Consider the following 15,851-nt stretch of genomic DNA (forward strand, 5'->3'; position numbering starts at 1 on the left):
GCTCCAGGGGACCTGTGCGATCACCTTACGCCTGTTTCATGCAAATTGCATGAATGGTGAAAAATATCAAAAATATGATTCATGGGCGATTCGGCCCCGGCGGTGACGCCGGGGCCGGGCTTCCGCCCGCCGGATGCCGCGCGCCGGGTCAGCGGGCAGCCAGCTGACGCAGCACGTACTGCAGCAGGCCGCCGTGGCGGAAGTATTCCACTTCCTTCGGTGTCAGCAGCATCACCGACACCTCGAAGCGCTTCTGCGTGCCATCGGCCCGGGTTGCGGTGACCGTGGCGCGCTTGCTCGCACCGTCTTCCAGGCCGGTGATATCGATGACTTCCGAGCCATCCAGCCCCAGCGACTGCGCGTTCTCACCATTGCGGAACTGCAGCGGCAGCACGCCCATGCCAACCAGGTTGGAGCGGTGGATGCGCTCGAAGCTCTCGGCGATGACCGCCTTCACGCCCAGCAGCAGGGTGCCCTTGGCGGCCCAGTCGCGCGACGAACCGGTGCCGTACTCCTTCCCGGCCAGCACCACCAGCGGCACTTTGTCGGCCTTGTACTTCATCGCCGCGTCGTAGATCGCCAGCTTCTCCGGCTGGCCACCGCCGGCCGGGTAGTACAGGGTGTTGCCACCTTCCTCGCCGCCGAACATCAGGTTCTTGATGCGGATGTTGGCGAAGGTGCCGCGGACCATCACGTCATCATTGCCGCGGCGGCTGCCGTAGCTGTTGAAGTCGGCAGGCTGCACGCCCCGGGCCTGCAGGTAACGCCCCGCGGGCGAATCCTTCTTGATGTTGCCGGCCGGCGAGATATGGTCGGTGGTGATCGAGTCGCCGAACAGACCCATCACACGCGCGCCATGCACGTCGTCGATGCTGCCGGTCTGCATGGTCATGCCATCGAAGTACGGCGGGTTCTTGATGTAGGTGGAGTCATCGCTCCACTCGTACAGATTGCCGTCCGGCGAGGCGATGGTGTTCCAGCGCGTATCGCCCTTGAACACGTCGGCGTAGTTCTGCTTGAACATCTCCGGGCCGATGGTGGCGGCGATGACATCGCCGATTTCCTTGTTGCTCGGCCAGATGTCGCGCAGGTAGACCGGCTGGCCGTCGCTGCCGGTGCCCAGCGGCTGGGTGGTCAGATCGATGTCGGTGGTGCCGGCGATGGCGTAGGCGACCACCAGTGGCGGGCTGGCCAGGTAGTTCATCTTCACTTCGGGATGCACGCGGCCTTCGAAATTACGGTTGCCCGACAGCACGGAGGTCACCACCAGGTCACCGGCGGCGATGCCGGCACTGACCTCGGTCGGCAGCGGGCCGGAGTTGCCGATGCAGGTGGTGCAGCCGTAGCCGACCACGTAGAAGCCGATCTTCTCCAGCTCCTTCAGCACCCCGGCCTTTTCCAGATAGTCGGTGACCACGCGCGAGCCTGGGCCCAGCGAAGTCTTCACCCAGGGCTTGCGATCCAGGCCCTTGGCCGCCGCGTTGCGCGCCAGCAGGCCGGCACCGATCATCACCGCCGGATTGGACGTGTTGGTACAGGAGGTGATCGCGGCGATGACCACCGCGCCATCCTTCAGGCGGACCTTCTGGCCTTCGATCTCGATGTCGGCGAAGCCTTTGGCCAGCTGTTCGTTGCCGACCGCGGTGCCGCCGCCCTCGTTGAGGAAGGAGGCCACATCGTCGCTGCGCCTGTCGCGGTTGCTGGTCAGGCCGACCAGCGCTTCGCGGTAGTTCTTCTGCACGTCTTCCAGCAGCACGCGGTCCTGCGGGCGCTTCGGTCCGGCCAGTGACGGCTTCACCGTGCCCATGTCCAGCTCCAGCGTGGTGCTGTACTGGGCATGGGGGCTGTCCGGTTCGTGCCACAGGCCCTGCGCCTTGGCGTAGGCCTCGACCAGTTCGATCTGTTCCTCGCTGCGACCGGACAGGCGCAGGTAGTTCAGTGATTCGGCGTCGATCGGGAAGATGCCGCAGGTGGCGCCGTATTCCGGTGCCATGTTGCCGATCGTGGCGCGGTCGGCCAGTGGCAGGTGCTGCAGGCCATCGCCATAGAATTCGACGAACTTGCCGACCACGCCCAGCTTGCGCAGCATCTGGGTGACGGTCAGCACCAGGTCGGTGGCGGTGGCGCCCTCAGGCAGCCGGCCGGTGAGCTTGAAGCCGACCACCTGCGGGATCAGCATCGACGACGGCTGGCCCAGCATGGCCGCTTCGGCTTCGATGCCGCCCACGCCCCAGCCAAGCACGCCGATGCCGTTGATCATCGTGGTGTGGCTGTCAGTACCGAACACGGTGTCCGGGTAGGCCACGGCCCTGCCATCCTTGTCCGCGGTCATCACCACGCGGGCCAGGTTCTCCAGGTTCACCTGGTGGACGATGCCGGTGTTGGGCGGCACCACCTTGAAGTTGTCGAACGCCTTCTGGCCCCAGCGCAGGAACCCGTAGCGTTCCTGGTTGCGCTGGAATTCGATCTTGCCATTGAGATCGAGCGCGTCCGGCTTGCCGAACACATCGACCTGTACCGAATGGTCGATCACCAGTTCCGAAGGGATCTGCGGGTTGATCTGTTCCGGCTTGCCACCCAGCTTGACCACCGCATCGCGCATGGCGGCCAGATCGACGACACACGGTACGCCGGTGAAGTCCTGCAGGACCACGCGCGCGGGCATGAAGGCGATTTCGGTGTCCGGCTCGGCCGCCGGGCTCCAGCGGGCAACGGCCTCGATGTGCTCCTTGCCGACGGTGACGCCGCCGTCTTCGTGCCGGAGCAGATTCTCCAGCAGGATCTTCATCGAGTAGGGAAGGTGGGAGATGTCGAAGCGCTGGCCCAGTGTGGGCAGGCTGAAGTAGTCGTAGGTCTTGCCGCCGACGTCCAGCTGGCTGCGGGTGGAGAACGAATCGCTCATGCGGGATGACTCCTTCTTGCGGATGGCTTGCAGTGGCCCGTGCATGGACGGACCTGCTTGCGTATGCCGGGGCTCTCCGCCACCGGATCCCCGCCAGTATGGCGGAGCCGGCGCGGCCGGGAACGTCCTCGGCGCAGGACGCAAGGTTACATGGCTGTATGTAGTGCCGATGTCACGGCTTGCCCCGCCACTGGCTCATCAGCATCTGCAGGAAGCGTTCGGCCGTGGGCGAGAGCAGGGCACCACGGCGGCGCACGATGCCGATGGTGCGCGAGACCACCGGATTGCCGATCGGCCGGGTCACCAGGATGGGATGGTCGCCGTCCGGGGTAGCCATCTTCGGCAGCACCGACACGCCGATCCCGGCCTCGACCATGCCCAGGGAGGTGGACAGGTGGGTCACTTCGTAATGCCAGCTCAGCTTCAGGTTCTCACGGGCGAGGGCGCCATCGAGCAGGGTCCGGTTGCCACTGGTGCGATGCACGGTGATCAGCTGGTGCTGGGCAAGATCGGCCCATTCCACGCGGCGCTTGCGGGCCAGCGGATGATCGCGGCGGCAGGCCAGCACGAACGGGTCCTCGGCCAGTACATCGAAATCCAGGTTGGGATCGTTGGCACCCATGAAATTGATGCCGAACTCCACTTCGCCGCGTTCCACTGCCTGCAACCCCTCGGTGGCGGGAATGTCGAGGATGCGGAAGCGGACGTGCGGATGCGCATCGTGGAAGCGTGCCATGACACTGGGCAGGAAGTAGAACGCCGCGGTGGGCAGGCAGGCGATGGTGACCGTGGCGCCGCGCGTGTCGTCGTGCCCGCGCAGCGAGAACAGCGAACCATCGAATTCCTCCAGCATGCGCCGTACCAGCGGCAGCAGGTTCTCGCCGACCGCGGTGGTGCTGACGCTGCGGGTGGTGCGTTCGAGCAGCGGTGAGCCGACGGCCTGCTCCAGCTTCTGGATCCGGCGGCTGAGCGCGGGCTGCGAGACGTGCAGGGTTTCAGCGGCGCGATGGAAGCTGCGCGTCTCGGCGACGAGCAGGAACGCGCGCAGATCGAGGATTTCGCAATTGATGCTCATACGGTATCAATCATCCAAAAATCAGCAATTCACAGATCAATCCGGCTCATGCCAGTATCGAATTACAGAGGGGTCATTCATCCCCTATACGCATCAATCTAGCACACGTATGTCGAACGATCTGCTCAGTATCCCCTGCGTCCTCATGCGTGGCGGCACGTCCAAGGGGCCGTTCTTCCTGGCCTCGGACCTGCCGGCCGACGCCGGCCTGCGTGACCAGCTGCTGCTGGAGGTGATGGGCTCGGGCCATCCGCTGCAGATCGATGGCATCGGCGGTGGCAATGCGCTGACCAGCAAGGTGGCGATCGTCAGCCCCGCCAGCCGCGCCGATGCCGATGTCGACTATCTGTTCGCGCAGGTCCGGGTCGAGCAGCGGGTGGTGGATACCACCCCCAACTGCGGCAACATGCTGGCGGCGGTCGGTCCCTTCGCGATCGAACGCGGACTGGTTCCTGCGCGCCACCCGCGCACCGAAGTGCGCATCCACAACGTCAACACCGGCAAGCTGATCGTGGCCACGGTGGAAACCCCGAACGGCCAGGTGGCCTATCGGGGCGACACGCGTATCGCGGGCGCGCCTGGCGCTGCCGCGCCGGTCCGCCTGGCCTTCCTCGATGCGGCCGGTGCACGTACCGGCCGGCTGCTGCCCAGTGGGCGGCCGCAGGATATGATCGACGGCATCGCCGTCAGCCTGGTGGATTGCGCGATGCCGATGATGATGGTGCGCGCGACCGATATGGGTGTCCGCGGTGACGCCTCGCCGGCGGAACTGAACGCGGATCATGCGCTGCTGGCGCGGTTGGAAGCGATGCGCATCGAGGCGGGTACGCGCATGGGCATCGCAGACGCGGGCAGCAAGGTGATTCCCAAGCCAGTGCTGCTTTCCGCACCGCAGCAGGGCGGCGACCTGCAGGTGCGCTACTTCATGCCCCACCAATGCCACACCGCGCTTGCCATTACCGGCGCGGTCGGTCTGGCCACCGCCGCAGTCACGCCCGGCACCCTGGCCAACACTTTCGTCGGATGCCTGCCGATGCCGGGCAGCATTACCCTCGAACATCCGAGCGGCCTGCTGGAAGTGGGCCTGAGCCGCAGCTCGGACGATGCGCCGGTCGTTGCCAGCGTGGTCCGTACCGCGCGCCGCCTGTTCGAAGGGCGCGTGTTCGCGACTTCGCCTGCCACTGCCGAAACCCATTCCACCGAAGCCCGCCAATGGACCTCAGCGGCATGACCTGAAACCGGTCGGGGCCGCGCAGATGCGCGTGGCCAGGCCACTACAACGCAGATGCTTCACTCCTGGGAGGGATGATGTACAAGCAGTTCTTCATGGCCGCGCTGTGCGCGGCGAGCCTGGCCGTGTCCGGTTGCGGCAAAGACGATGCCAGCGGGGCCTCGGCGCCCGGCGGCGACAATGCGCCGGTGCGGATCAGCGTCGGTTCCTACAACCTCAACAACCTGCCGTTCTTCATCGCCGACGCCAAGGGCTACTTCAAGGACGTCGGCCTGCAGGTGAAGACCGAGAACTTCGCGCAGGGCGGCTCCAAGGTGCTGCAGGCCCTGGTCGCCAATTCGACCGACGTGGCGGTCGGCTTCTACGACCACACCATCCAGATGCAGGCCAAGCACAAGGACGTGGTCGGCTTCGTGCTGCTGTCACGCAATTCGGGCCTGGTGATGGCTGGCCGCGAGGATGCCAGCTTCGATCCGGCGCGCCCGCAGACCATCAAGGGCCAGAAGATCGGCATTACCGCCCCGGGTTCGTCATCGGACTTCTTCGTGCGCCACTTCCTGGCCCAGCACGACATCCCGGTGGACAGCATCTCGCTGATTGGCGTGGGTTCTGGTGCGGCGGCGGTGGCGGCGCTCGAGCAGGGCAAGATCGACCTGCTGGTCAACTACGATCCGGCCGCGACCCTGATCACCGAGCGCAAGGTCGGCAGGATCATCATTGATGCGCGCAGCGACGAGGGGGCACGCCAGGTGTACGGCGGTCTCTATCCCACCTCGGTGATGTACGCCAACCGCAGCTTCCTGGAAGCACGTCCCGAAGCAGCCGAGAAGATCGCCCGCGCCGAGCAGATGGCATTGAAGTTCATCGCCGACAACAGTGCCGAGGACATCGTCGCTGCGCTGCCGGACAGCTACGTCTCCGGCGACCGCGCCACCTACGCGCGCGCCGTGGAGAACGCCCGCGCCATCTTCACCACCGATGGCCACTTCACGCCCGCGGACCTGGAAACGCCGTTGAAGGTGCTGCGCGAGTTCAACAAGGACGTGGCCAACGCGGACATTGACCTGTCCCGGACCTACACCAATGCCTTCGTCGAGCGCGCCAGCGCCGCGACGCAGGCAACCCAACCGTAAGCGGAGATAACCCATGGCCCTCAATGCCACCGTGCGCCAGTTCAATGGCGCACCGCAGCTGGAGCCCGCACAGACCATGGTCGCCATCAACAAGGTGACCATGTCCTTCGGTGACTTCACCGCCGTGCGCGATGTCGATATCCAGGTCGGTGATGGCGAGTTCCTCGCCATCGTCGGTCCCACCGGGTGCGGCAAGAGCACCATCCTCAATTCCGTGGCGGGCCTGCTCAAGCCCAGCGCCGGTGACGTGAGCATCGACGGACGCGCCGTCAATGGCGTGCAGGCGTCCGTCGGCTACCTGTTCCAGCAGGACGCGCTGCTGCCGTGGAAGACCGCCTTCCAGAATGTGGAACTGGGCCTGAAGTTCCGCGGCGTCGATGAAGCCGAGCGCCGGCAGAAGGTCACCACCTGGTTGGCCAAGGTCGGCCTGACCGGCTTCGAGCACCGCTATCCGCACCAGCTCTCCGGCGGCCAGCGCAAGCGCGTGCAGATGGCACAGGCATTGATCGTGGAGCCCAAGGTGATCCTGATGGACGAGCCGTTCTCGGCATTGGACATCCACACCCGCCATCTGATGCAGAACGAACTGCTGCGCCTGTGGCAGGAAGACCGTCGCTCGGTGATCCTGATCACCCACGACCTGGAAGAGGCCATCGCGCTGGGCGACCGCGTGGTGGTGCTGTCCTCGGGTCCGTCAAGCCGCGTGGTGCGCAGCTTCGATGTGGACCTGGAACGCCCCCGCAACGTTGCCGAGATCAAGCTCGACGAACGTTTTACCGACCTGTACCGCGACATCTGGGCCTGCCTGCGCGGCGAAGTGGAGAAGAGCTATGCACGCCAGGACTGACCGTTTCATCCAGATCGCACTGGTCATCGCCGTGTTCGGTGGCTGGGAGGGCGGCATCGCGCTGGGCTGGATCGACCCGTTCTTCTTCCCCGCGCCCACGGCCATCGCCCAGCAGGCGTGGAACTGGTTGTCGGATACCTCGTTCTACCAGCACGTGTACATCACCCTGACCGAAACCGCGCTGGGCTACCTCATCGGTACCGGGCTGGGCGTTGCAGGCGGTGTGTGGCTGGGCCTGAGCCGGCGCTCGGCGCGCATCCTCGATCCCTTCATCAAGGGCTTCAATGCCATCCCGCGCGTGGTGCTGGCGCCGATCTTCGTGCTGTGGCTGGGCCTGGGTTTGTGGTCGAAGGTGGCACTGGCGGTGACGCTGGTGTTCTTCACCACGTTCTTCAATGCCATGCAGGGCGTGCGCGAAGTGAACCCGGTGGTGCTGGCCAATGCCCGCATTCTCGGCGCCAGCCGCAGTGACCTGCTGCGTCACGTGTACTTCCCGGCGGCAGCGAGCTGGATCCTGTCCTCGCTGCGCACCTCGGTGGGCTTTGCCGTGGTCGGCGCGATCATCGGCGAATACCTGGGTGCCTCGGCGGGCCTGGGTTACCTGATCGCGCAGGCAGAAGGCAACTTCAATGCCGTGGGCGTGTTTGCCGGCATCATCATCCTGGCCGCCTTCGTGCTGGTCATCGATGCACTGCTCGACGTGGTCGAGAACAAGCTCATCACCTGGCGTCCGAACGCCCAGGCCCAGGCCACCAGCTGAGCCTGCCTGGCGCGCCGCTGGAATGATCCGGCGGCGCGCCCTTCCGTAATTCCCCCGCATCATCGCAACGGGCCAGCGCCAGGCCAGGGGGCCGGCTGGCTGGAGAGAACACCATGCATAGCCATCCCGTGCTGCCGCGTGCAGCGCTGACGGTCGCCCTTGGCCTGCTGCTGGCCAGCGGCCATGCCGGAGCACAGGCCGCCACGGCCCCACCGGCCCCGCTGAGCCAGGCCGAACTTGCCGCGCTGGTGCAGCAGCAGGCGCAGCAGATCCAGCAACTGCAGTCGCGACTGGATGCGCTGGAAGGCGTCGGTACTACCGCCAGCAACGCAGCGGCTGCCCCTCCTGCGCCTGCCCTGGAAACCCGTGTTGCGGCGCTGGAAACCCAGCAGTCCAAGGCGCCGAAGGTGTCGTGGTCGAAGGGCGCGCCGGAATTCAGCAGCGCTGACGGCAACGTGATCTTCCGCCCGCGCGGTCGTCTGTTCGTGGACGGCTCCAGCACCGACGGCTCGTCCAGCAGCGACCGCAACATCTCCGGCACCGAGATCCGTTCGGTGCGCCTGGGCGCGGAGGGCCGCTACGGCACGCTCGGCTGGGTGGTGGAGGGCGACTTCGCTGACAACGAGGTGGCGTGGAAGTCGGTGTATGCCACCGTGGACCACAGGCTGTTCGGCCTGCCTGCCGACCTCACCGTGGGCAACCGCCTCAACGACCGCGGCATCGATGGCTCCAGCAGCACCTCCAACACGCCGTTCCCGGACCGCAACGTGGTGGGCACGCTGATGCTGCCGCAGCGGGGCCTGTTCGGCGTCGGCCTCACCGAGCGCGTGTACGGAAAGGGCTGGCACGCCAGCCTGTCAGTGGCCGGCAACGACCTCAACAATGCCGGTGACAACAACGACAGCCAGACCTGGGCCACCCGCGTCCACTGGAACCCGATCGACAGCAAGGCCGCGACTGTGCATCTGGGGGCGTGGGCGTTCCACGAAGAGATCGCCGCAGGCTCCTCGGGCGTGCTGCGCAGCTCCGCTATTGCCGGCCACTTCAACGACCTGGTCAAGATCACACCGGGCACGCTGGTCGGCACCGATCGCAGCACCGCCTACGGTGTGGAAGCGGCGGGCTTCTTTGGCCAGGGCTGGGCCACGGGCGAGTGGGGCACGCGCAACCTGCGCGGCGCCGATGCCAGTGGCCGTTACGACCTCGATCACCAGGCCTGGGCGATTTCCGCCGGCTGGTTCCTTGGCGGGGCCAGCCCGGCGTACTCGGGCAAGACCGGCACCTGGGGCCGGGTCAAGGTGGCCGATCCGGTCACCCGTGGCGGGCGGGGCGCATGGGAGCTGCGTGCGCGCTACGAAGACGTGGACTACTCGGAACTGCCGACCGGCGGCACCGGACATGCGTGGACGGTGGGTGCCAACTGGTATCTCAACGACTACAGCCGGGTGATGCTCGACGTGATCCGCTGGCAGACCGACAACCCCACCGGTGCGGTGCGCGGCAAGGACGAGGGCACGACGGTCAATACCCGGCTGCAGGTGGCGTTCTGAGTGAAGGCATCAAGCTGAACGGACAATGCCGGCCACGTGCCGGCATTGCCGTAAAGGGGGGGCGGCTGGCGGTATGACGCCTTGAGTATGTATAATTCGTACATACCGAAGAGGGCCTACCCATGGAAGCCACTGTCGCCGAACGCGGTCAGATCACCCTGCCCAAGGCTGTGCGTGACGCCCTGGGCCTGACCAAGGGCACCCAGCTCAAGGTCGAACTGGACGGCAGCCGCATCATTCTGCGCAAGAGTGTCGACGACGCGATTTCACGGGCGCGCGGCAAGTTCGCGCTGGACGGCTTTGATTCCGCCGACGCCGCCGTACGCGCGGTGCGCGACGAGGACTAAGCCGTGATGATCGCCGTCGATTCCCCTGTGCTGGTCGAACTGCTGAGCAATGGCCCGCAGGCCGACGCCGTCGAGGCCTGCCTGCGGCAGAGCCTGGTCGGCGGCAAGGTGGTGGTGTGCGGGGCGACCCTGGCCGAAGTCTGCGCCAGCCTGCGCGGCGGGGCCGAGGTGCTGGAAGCGCTGGAAGAGATGGGCGTCCACTTCAACGCGCTGGAAGCCAAATCGGCATTGCGCGCCGGCGAGATGCATCGCCGCCACCGCCAGCGTGGTACCCAGCGCCGCAGCCTGGACGACTTCATGGTGGGGGCCCATGCACTGCTGCAGTGCGACGGGCTCATCACCTGGAACGACACGTTTTACCGCGACTACTTCAAGGGCCTGAAGCTGATCGTGCCGCACGCCTGAGCCCGTTGCATTCCTTTCACTGTTCCATAACCGCATTACCCGGGAGTTGTCATGTTGGAAGCCTATCGCCACCACGTAGCCGAGCGCGCCGCGCTTGGCATCCCGCCGCTGCCGCTGACCGCCCAGCAGACGGCAGACGTCATTGAACTGTTGAAGAACCCGCCGGCGGGCGAGGCCGAGTTCCTGCTCGACCTGCTGACCCACCGTGTGCCGGCCGGCGTGGACGACGCCGCCAAGGTCAAGGCCTCGTACCTGGCCGCGATCGCGCTGGGCAGCGAGCAGAATCCGCTGATCAGCCGCGAGCGCGCCACCGAGCTGCTGGGCACCATGCTGGGCGGTTACAACGTGGCCCCGCTGGTGCAGCTGCTGGACGACGCCAGCGTCGGCACCATCGCCGCCGACGGCCTGAAGAACACCCTGCTGGTGTTCGATGCGTTCCACGACGTGCAGGACAAGGCCAAGGCCGGCAATGCCAATGCCCAGACCGTGCTGCAGAGCTGGGCCGACGCCGAGTGGTTCACCAGCAAGCCGGAAGTGCCGCAGAGCCTGACCATCACCGTGTTCAAGGTGCCGGGCGAAACCAACACCGACGACCTGTCGCCAGCGCCGGACGCCACCACCCGTCCTGACATTCCGATGCACGCCCTGGCGATGCTGAAGAACAAGCGCGATGACGCGCCGTTCACTCCGGAAGAAGACGGCAAGCGCGGTCCGATCCAGCAGATCCTGTCGCTGAAGGAAAAGGGTCACCTGGTGGCCTACGTCGGCGACGTGGTCGGCACCGGCTCTTCGCGCAAGTCGGCGACCAACAGCGTGCTGTGGTGGACCGGCGACGACATCCCCTACATCCCCAACAAGCGCGCCGGTGGCGTGTGCCTGGGCGGCAAGATTGCCCCGATCTTCTACAACACCATGGAAGATGCCGGCGCGCTGCCGATCGAGCTGGATGTCTCGAAGATGGAGCACGGCGACGTTGTCGAGCTGCGTCCGTATGACGGCAAGGCACTGAAGAACGGCGAAGTGATCGCCGAGTTCGAAGTGAAGTCCGAAGTGCTGTTCGACGAAGTGCGTGCCGGCGGCCGCATTCCGCTGATCGTCGGCCGTGGCCTGACCGGCAAGGCGCGCGAAGCGCTGGGCCTGGCCCCGACCACCCTGTTCCGCCTGCCGGTGCAGCCGGCCGACACCGGCAAGGGTTTCTCGCTGGCGCAGAAGATGGTCGGCCGCGCCTGCGGTCTGCCGGAAGGCCAGGGCATGCGCCCGGGTACGTACTGCGAACCGAAGATGACCTCGGTGGGCTCGCAGGACACCACCGGTCCGATGACCCGTGACGAGCTGAAGGATCTGGCCTGCCTGGGCTTCTCGGCCGACCTGGTCATGCAGTCGTTCTGCCACACCGCCGCGTACCCGAAGCCGGTGGACGTGAAGACCCACCACACGCTGCCGGAGTTCATCTCCACCCGCGGTGGCATCTCGCTGCGTCCGGGCGACGGCGTGATCCACAGCTGGCTCAACCGCATGCTGCTGCCCGACACCGTCGGCACCGGCGGCGACTCGCACACCCGTTTCCCGGTGGGCATTTCGTTCCCGGCCGGCTCGGGCCTGGTGGCCTTCGCCGCCGCTACCGGCGTGATGCCGCTGGACATGCCGGAATCAGTGCTGGTGCGCTTCAAGGGCCAGATGCAGCCGGGCGTGACCCTGCGTGACCTGGTCAACGCGATTCCGCTGTACGCGATCAAGTCGGGCCTGCTGACGGTTGCCAAGGCTGGCAAGAAGAACATCTTCTCCGGCCGCATCCTGGAAATCGAAGGCCTGCCGGAGCTGAAGGTCGAGCAGGCATTCGAGCTCTCCGACGCCTCGGCCGAGCGTTCGGCCGCCGGTTGCTCGGTGCGCCTGAACAAGGAACCGATCATCGAGTACCTGACCAGCAACATCACCCTGCTGAAGTGGATGATTGCCGAGGGTTACCAGGATCCGCGTTCGCTGCAGCGTCGCATCGAGAAGATGGAAGCCTGGCTGGCCAACCCGCAGCTGCTGGAGCCGGACGCCGACGCTGAGTACGCTGCCGTCATCGAGATCGACCTGGCCGACATCCACGAGCCGATCGTGGCCTGCCCGAACGATCCGGACGACGTGAAGACCCTGTCCGAAGTGGCCGGCGCCAAGATCGACGAAGTGTTCATCGGTTCGTGCATGACCAACATCGGCCACTTCCGTGCGGCCGCGAAGCTGCTGGAAGGCAAGCGCGACCTGCCGACCCGTCTGTGGGTGGCCCCGCCGACCAAGATGGACGCCTCCGAGCTGACCAAGGAAGGCGTTTACGGCACCTTCGGTGCGACCGGCGCGCGCATGGAAATGCCGGGCTGCTCGCTGTGCATGGGCAACCAGGCCCAGATCCGCGAAGGCTCCACCGCGATGTCGACCTCGACCCGCAACTTCCCGAACCGTCTGGGCCGCAACACCAACGTGTACCTGGGTTCGGCCGAGCTGGCCGCGATCTGCTCGCGTCTGGGCCGCATCCCGACCAAGGAAGAGTACATGGCCGACGTCGGCGTGATCGCCGCCAGCGGCAGCGAGATCTACCGCTACATGAACTTCGACCAGATCGAGGAGTACCAGGACGTGGCCAATACGGTCGCCGCCTGATGCGTTGAAACGAAAACCCCCGGCGAAAGCCGGGGGTTTTTTCATGCAGTGCGGAGCTTGCGTTCGTCGCTACTGCCCGCGGGCGAGGGCGAGCAGGCGCTCGGCGATCCGTTCCAGCGGCACCTGTTCCTCGGCCGCGCCGAGCTTGAACGCGGCGCCGGGCATGCCCCAGACCACACTGGTGGCTTCATCCTGCACCAGCGTCGGAGCGCCTGCCTGGCGCATTTCCAGCAGGCCGCGCGCGCCGTCATCGCCCATGCCGGTGAGAATGGCGCCGATGGCATTGCCGCCGGCACTCTGGGCCACCGAACGGAACAGCACATCGACCGCAGGCTTGTGCCGGTTCACGGCTGGGCCGTCATCGACGCGGCAACGCCAGCGCGCACCATCGCGGATGATCCGCAGGTGCCTGCCGCCCGGCGGCAGATAGGCATGGCCGGGCAGCACGGCTTCGCCGTCGCTGGCCTCGCGCACGGCCATGGCCGAATGCCGGTCCAGGCGTTCGGCGAAGGCGCTGCTGAAGCTGGCCGGCAGGTGCTGGGTCATCACCACCGCCGGTGCATCGGCGGGCAGGCCTTCCAGCACCACGCGCAGGGCTTCGGTGCCACCGGCTGACGAACCGATCGCGATCAGGCGGTTGGTGGTGCGGAACTGTGGTGCCACCGGGCGCGATGCCGGTGCCGCATCCAGGGTGAGTTTCGGTGCCGCAGCCCGCAGCAGCGGACGCACCCGCGAGCGGGCGGCCATCTTCACCTTGCCGATGATTTCTTCGGCATAGCCCTGCAGTCCGCGCGCCACATCGAGCTTCGGCTTGGAAACGAAATCCACGGCACCCAGTGCCAGCGCCTGCAGGGTCGTGTCGGCCCCCCGCTCGGTCAGCGAAGAGATCATCACCACCGGCAAGGGATGCAGGCGCATCAGGTTTTCCAGGAAGGCCAGCCCGTCCATGCGCGGCATCTCCACGTCCAGGGTGATCACGTCCGGAGCGAGGCGCTTGATCTTCTCGCGTGCCAGCAGCGGATCGGCGGCGGTGCCGACCACGTCGATGGCCGGATCGCTGGAGAGGATTTCGGTCAGCATCTGCCGCACGACGGCGGAGTCGTCCACGATCAGGACCCGGCAGGGGGCGTTGCCGGTCAGGGTCATTCGAACAGCTCCACGCCACCGGTGACCGGGGCCCTGGACAGACGGGCACGCACTGCCGATTCGGTGGCGGCCACTTCCGCTTCGTGGGCATGTGGCAGGCGCTGCACGACCACGCGCCCGGTATCGGCAAAGAACCAGATCTTGCGTGGATGGATGCCGCACAGATCTTCGGCGATGATCGGAATGTGCTCGGCCTGCAGGTACTGGCGCACGAACTCGGCGTTGCGGGTGCCCACGGGATTGCTGGTGAAGCCCTTGAGCACGTTGGCGCCGCCGAACACCTTGGCTTCCAGGCGCTTGCGGTGCGCGCCGCGCTTGAGCATGTCGTTGATGAGAAGCTCCATCGCATAGCTGCCGTAGCGTGCAGGCGCGCCGTCACCGGCATTGCCTTCCGGCAGCAGGAAATGGTTCATGCCGCCTATCTTCAGCACCGGATCGCGCAGGCAGGCTGCCACGCAGGAGCCCAGCGTGGTGGTCAGCGCAGTGGTGTCGTCGACCACGAGGTACTGGGTCGGCAACAGCTTGGCGGCGAGGGTCTGGAAGCGCGCGTCCTGGTAGCGCATCACCTCGTCGGTGCGCAGCGAGGCGTTCATGCCCCGACCCCCTGCGCGCGGCGGTACAGGGTGCGGCCACAGGGCTGGATCAGATCGGCCGCGTGCAGGTAGTTCTCCGAGTGGCCGGTGTAGAGCAGTCCGTCATCGGTGAGATGCTGCACCAGCCGGCCAAGGATGGCGCGTTGGGTCGGCTTGTCGAAATAGATCATCACGTTGCGGCAGAACAGCGCATCGAACGGGCCGCCAACGTCGTAGCGCGGGGCAAGAAGATTCAGCGGGCGGAACTCGATCAGGTCGCGCAGTGCGGGCAGCACCCGGCACTGGCCCTCGTTGGGGCCACTGCCACGCTGGAAATACCGTCGGCGGAGCTCTGGATCGAGGCTGGCGACGCGGTCGATGGCGTACACGCCACGGCCTGCGGTGGCCAGGACCTGTGTGTCGACATCGGTGGCGATGATGCGGACCGGCGGCTTCAGGCTGCCGAACGCCTCGCACGCGGTGATCGCCATGGAGTAGGGTTCCTCGCCGGTGGACGCGGCGCAGGACCACAGCAGCAGCGGGGCGTGGCCGGAGCGCTGCCGCAGTTCCTCGCGCAGCTTGTCGAAATGGTGGGGCTCACGGAAAAAGGAGGTGAGGTTGGTGGTCAGGGCGTTGGTGAACGCCTGCCATTCGTCACCGCCCTCCTGTTCCAGATGGTCGAGGTACTGCTGGAAGCTGCGCATGCCGAGTGTGCGCAGGCGACGCGACAGGCGGCCATAGACCATGTCGCGCTTGGCGGGCGCGAGGGCGATGCCCACCCGCTGGTAGATCAGGTCGCAGACACGGCGGAAATCGCGGTCGGCGAACTCGAACTCGCGCGGACCGGTGACGATGGGGCTGGGACTATGCACGGGGGACGTGTCCATCGGCGTGGGCGGTGGCCGCAGCCACCGCGGGTTCTCAGAATTCCTGCCAGTCGCTGGCGACGACGGGGGGAGTGTGGGCGCGGCGGACCGGCGCGGCCGGCGCATGCGCGCGTGCCGTGTTGGCGGTCACCGTTGGTTCCACCCGTGCGGCCACCGCCTTCACTGCGGCGGCCACTTGGTTGTCGAGGCGGAAGATCGCCACGGCATCGGCCAGCTGCGCGGCCTGCTCCTCCATCGCCCGTGCAGCGGCGGTGGCTTCCTCCACCAGCGCGGCATTCTGCTGGGTGGTCTCGTCCATCTGCACCACGGTCTGGTTGACCTGCTCGATGCCGGCGCTCTGTTCCTGCGAGGCC

Annotated in this window: 13 protein-coding genes and 1 pseudogene; 8 read left to right on the forward strand and 6 right to left on the reverse strand. The window is 66.4% G+C overall.

Annotation, left to right across the window (positions count from 1 at the left end; all coding sequences use genetic code 11):
* Positions 1-148: 148 nt before the first annotated feature.
* Together acnA and ACVOME_RS09225 are read right to left on the reverse strand one after the other, a co-directional pair.
* Positions 149-2,902: an aconitate hydratase AcnA gene (acnA, locus tag ACVOME_RS09220; protein ID WP_481505008.1), complete on the reverse strand. Its 2,754-nt coding sequence runs from the start codon at positions 2,900-2,902 to the stop codon at positions 149-151.
* A 172-nt stretch (positions 2,903-3,074) separates the two neighbouring features.
* Positions 3,075-3,977, reverse strand: coding sequence for a LysR family transcriptional regulator (locus ACVOME_RS09225; RefSeq protein ID WP_053519987.1), 903 nt, complete (start codon positions 3,975-3,977; stop codon positions 3,075-3,077).
* 109 nt (positions 3,978-4,086) lie between these two features.
* Between ACVOME_RS09225 and ACVOME_RS09230 the strand changes: the two genes are divergently transcribed.
* The 8 genes from ACVOME_RS09230 (at position 4,087) to acnB (ending at position 12,893) form a co-directional block, all read left to right on the forward strand.
* The gene (locus ACVOME_RS09230; RefSeq protein ID WP_277381788.1) at positions 4,087-5,208 is read left to right on the forward strand and encodes a 4-oxalomesaconate tautomerase; all 1,122 of its coding nucleotides are present in this window, start codon (positions 4,087-4,089) and stop codon (positions 5,206-5,208) included.
* Positions 5,209-5,285: 77 nt separating this feature from the next.
* A complete protein-coding gene (locus tag ACVOME_RS09235) occupies positions 5,286-6,341 on the forward strand; it encodes an ABC transporter substrate-binding protein (protein WP_053519997.1) in 1,056 nt (351 codons plus the stop codon).
* Between the two features lie 13 nt (positions 6,342-6,354).
* Positions 6,355-7,188 (forward strand): ABC transporter ATP-binding protein, encoded by an 834-nt coding sequence (locus tag ACVOME_RS09240; protein WP_053519989.1) that lies wholly within the window; start codon positions 6,355-6,357, stop codon positions 7,186-7,188.
* The gene (locus ACVOME_RS09245) at positions 7,172-7,948 is read left to right on the forward strand and encodes an ABC transporter permease (protein WP_053519990.1); all 777 of its coding nucleotides are present in this window, start codon (positions 7,172-7,174) and stop codon (positions 7,946-7,948) included. Before ACVOME_RS09240 ends, ACVOME_RS09245 begins: the two co-directional genes overlap by 17 nt.
* 113 nt (positions 7,949-8,061) lie before the next feature.
* Positions 8,062-9,498, forward strand: coding sequence for an OprO/OprP family phosphate-selective porin (locus tag ACVOME_RS09250; protein ID WP_262100813.1), 1,437 nt, complete (start codon positions 8,062-8,064; stop codon positions 9,496-9,498).
* A gap of 122 nt (positions 9,499-9,620) precedes the next feature.
* On the forward strand, positions 9,621-9,845 hold the full coding sequence (locus ACVOME_RS09255; RefSeq protein WP_053519992.1) for an AbrB/MazE/SpoVT family DNA-binding domain-containing protein: 225 nt from the start codon (positions 9,621-9,623) through the stop codon (positions 9,843-9,845).
* 6 nt (positions 9,846-9,851) lie between these two features.
* Positions 9,852-10,250 (forward strand): type II toxin-antitoxin system VapC family toxin, encoded by a 399-nt coding sequence (locus ACVOME_RS09260; RefSeq protein ID WP_053519993.1) that lies wholly within the window; start codon positions 9,852-9,854, stop codon positions 10,248-10,250.
* 51 nt (positions 10,251-10,301) lie between these two features.
* Positions 10,302-12,893 (forward strand): bifunctional aconitate hydratase 2/2-methylisocitrate dehydratase, encoded by a 2,592-nt coding sequence (acnB, locus tag ACVOME_RS09265; RefSeq protein ID WP_111186103.1) that lies wholly within the window; start codon positions 10,302-10,304, stop codon positions 12,891-12,893.
* Positions 12,894-12,962: 69 nt separating this feature from the next.
* Here the strand turns inward: acnB and ACVOME_RS09270 are convergent, their stop codons facing one another.
* The 4 genes and pseudogenes from ACVOME_RS09270 to ACVOME_RS09285 form a co-directional block, all read right to left on the reverse strand.
* Complete coding sequence (locus tag ACVOME_RS09270; protein WP_481505009.1) at positions 12,963-14,039, reverse strand: protein-glutamate methylesterase/protein-glutamine glutaminase; 1,077 nt, start codon at positions 14,037-14,039, stop codon at positions 12,963-12,965.
* Complete coding sequence (cheD, locus tag ACVOME_RS09275; RefSeq protein WP_053519995.1) at positions 14,036-14,632, reverse strand: chemoreceptor glutamine deamidase CheD; 597 nt, start codon at positions 14,630-14,632, stop codon at positions 14,036-14,038. The genes ACVOME_RS09270 and cheD overlap by 4 nt, the downstream gene beginning before the upstream one ends.
* The gene (locus tag ACVOME_RS09280; RefSeq protein WP_481505010.1) at positions 14,629-15,498 is read right to left on the reverse strand and encodes a CheR family methyltransferase; all 870 of its coding nucleotides are present in this window, start codon (positions 15,496-15,498) and stop codon (positions 14,629-14,631) included. Before ACVOME_RS09280 ends, cheD begins: the two co-directional genes overlap by 4 nt.
* 34 nt (positions 15,499-15,532) lie before the next feature.
* Positions 15,533-15,851, reverse strand: a pseudogene (locus ACVOME_RS09285) (methyl-accepting chemotaxis protein); the annotation flags it as partial.

The organism is Stenotrophomonas sp. STEN008 (genome assembly GCF_056760435.1).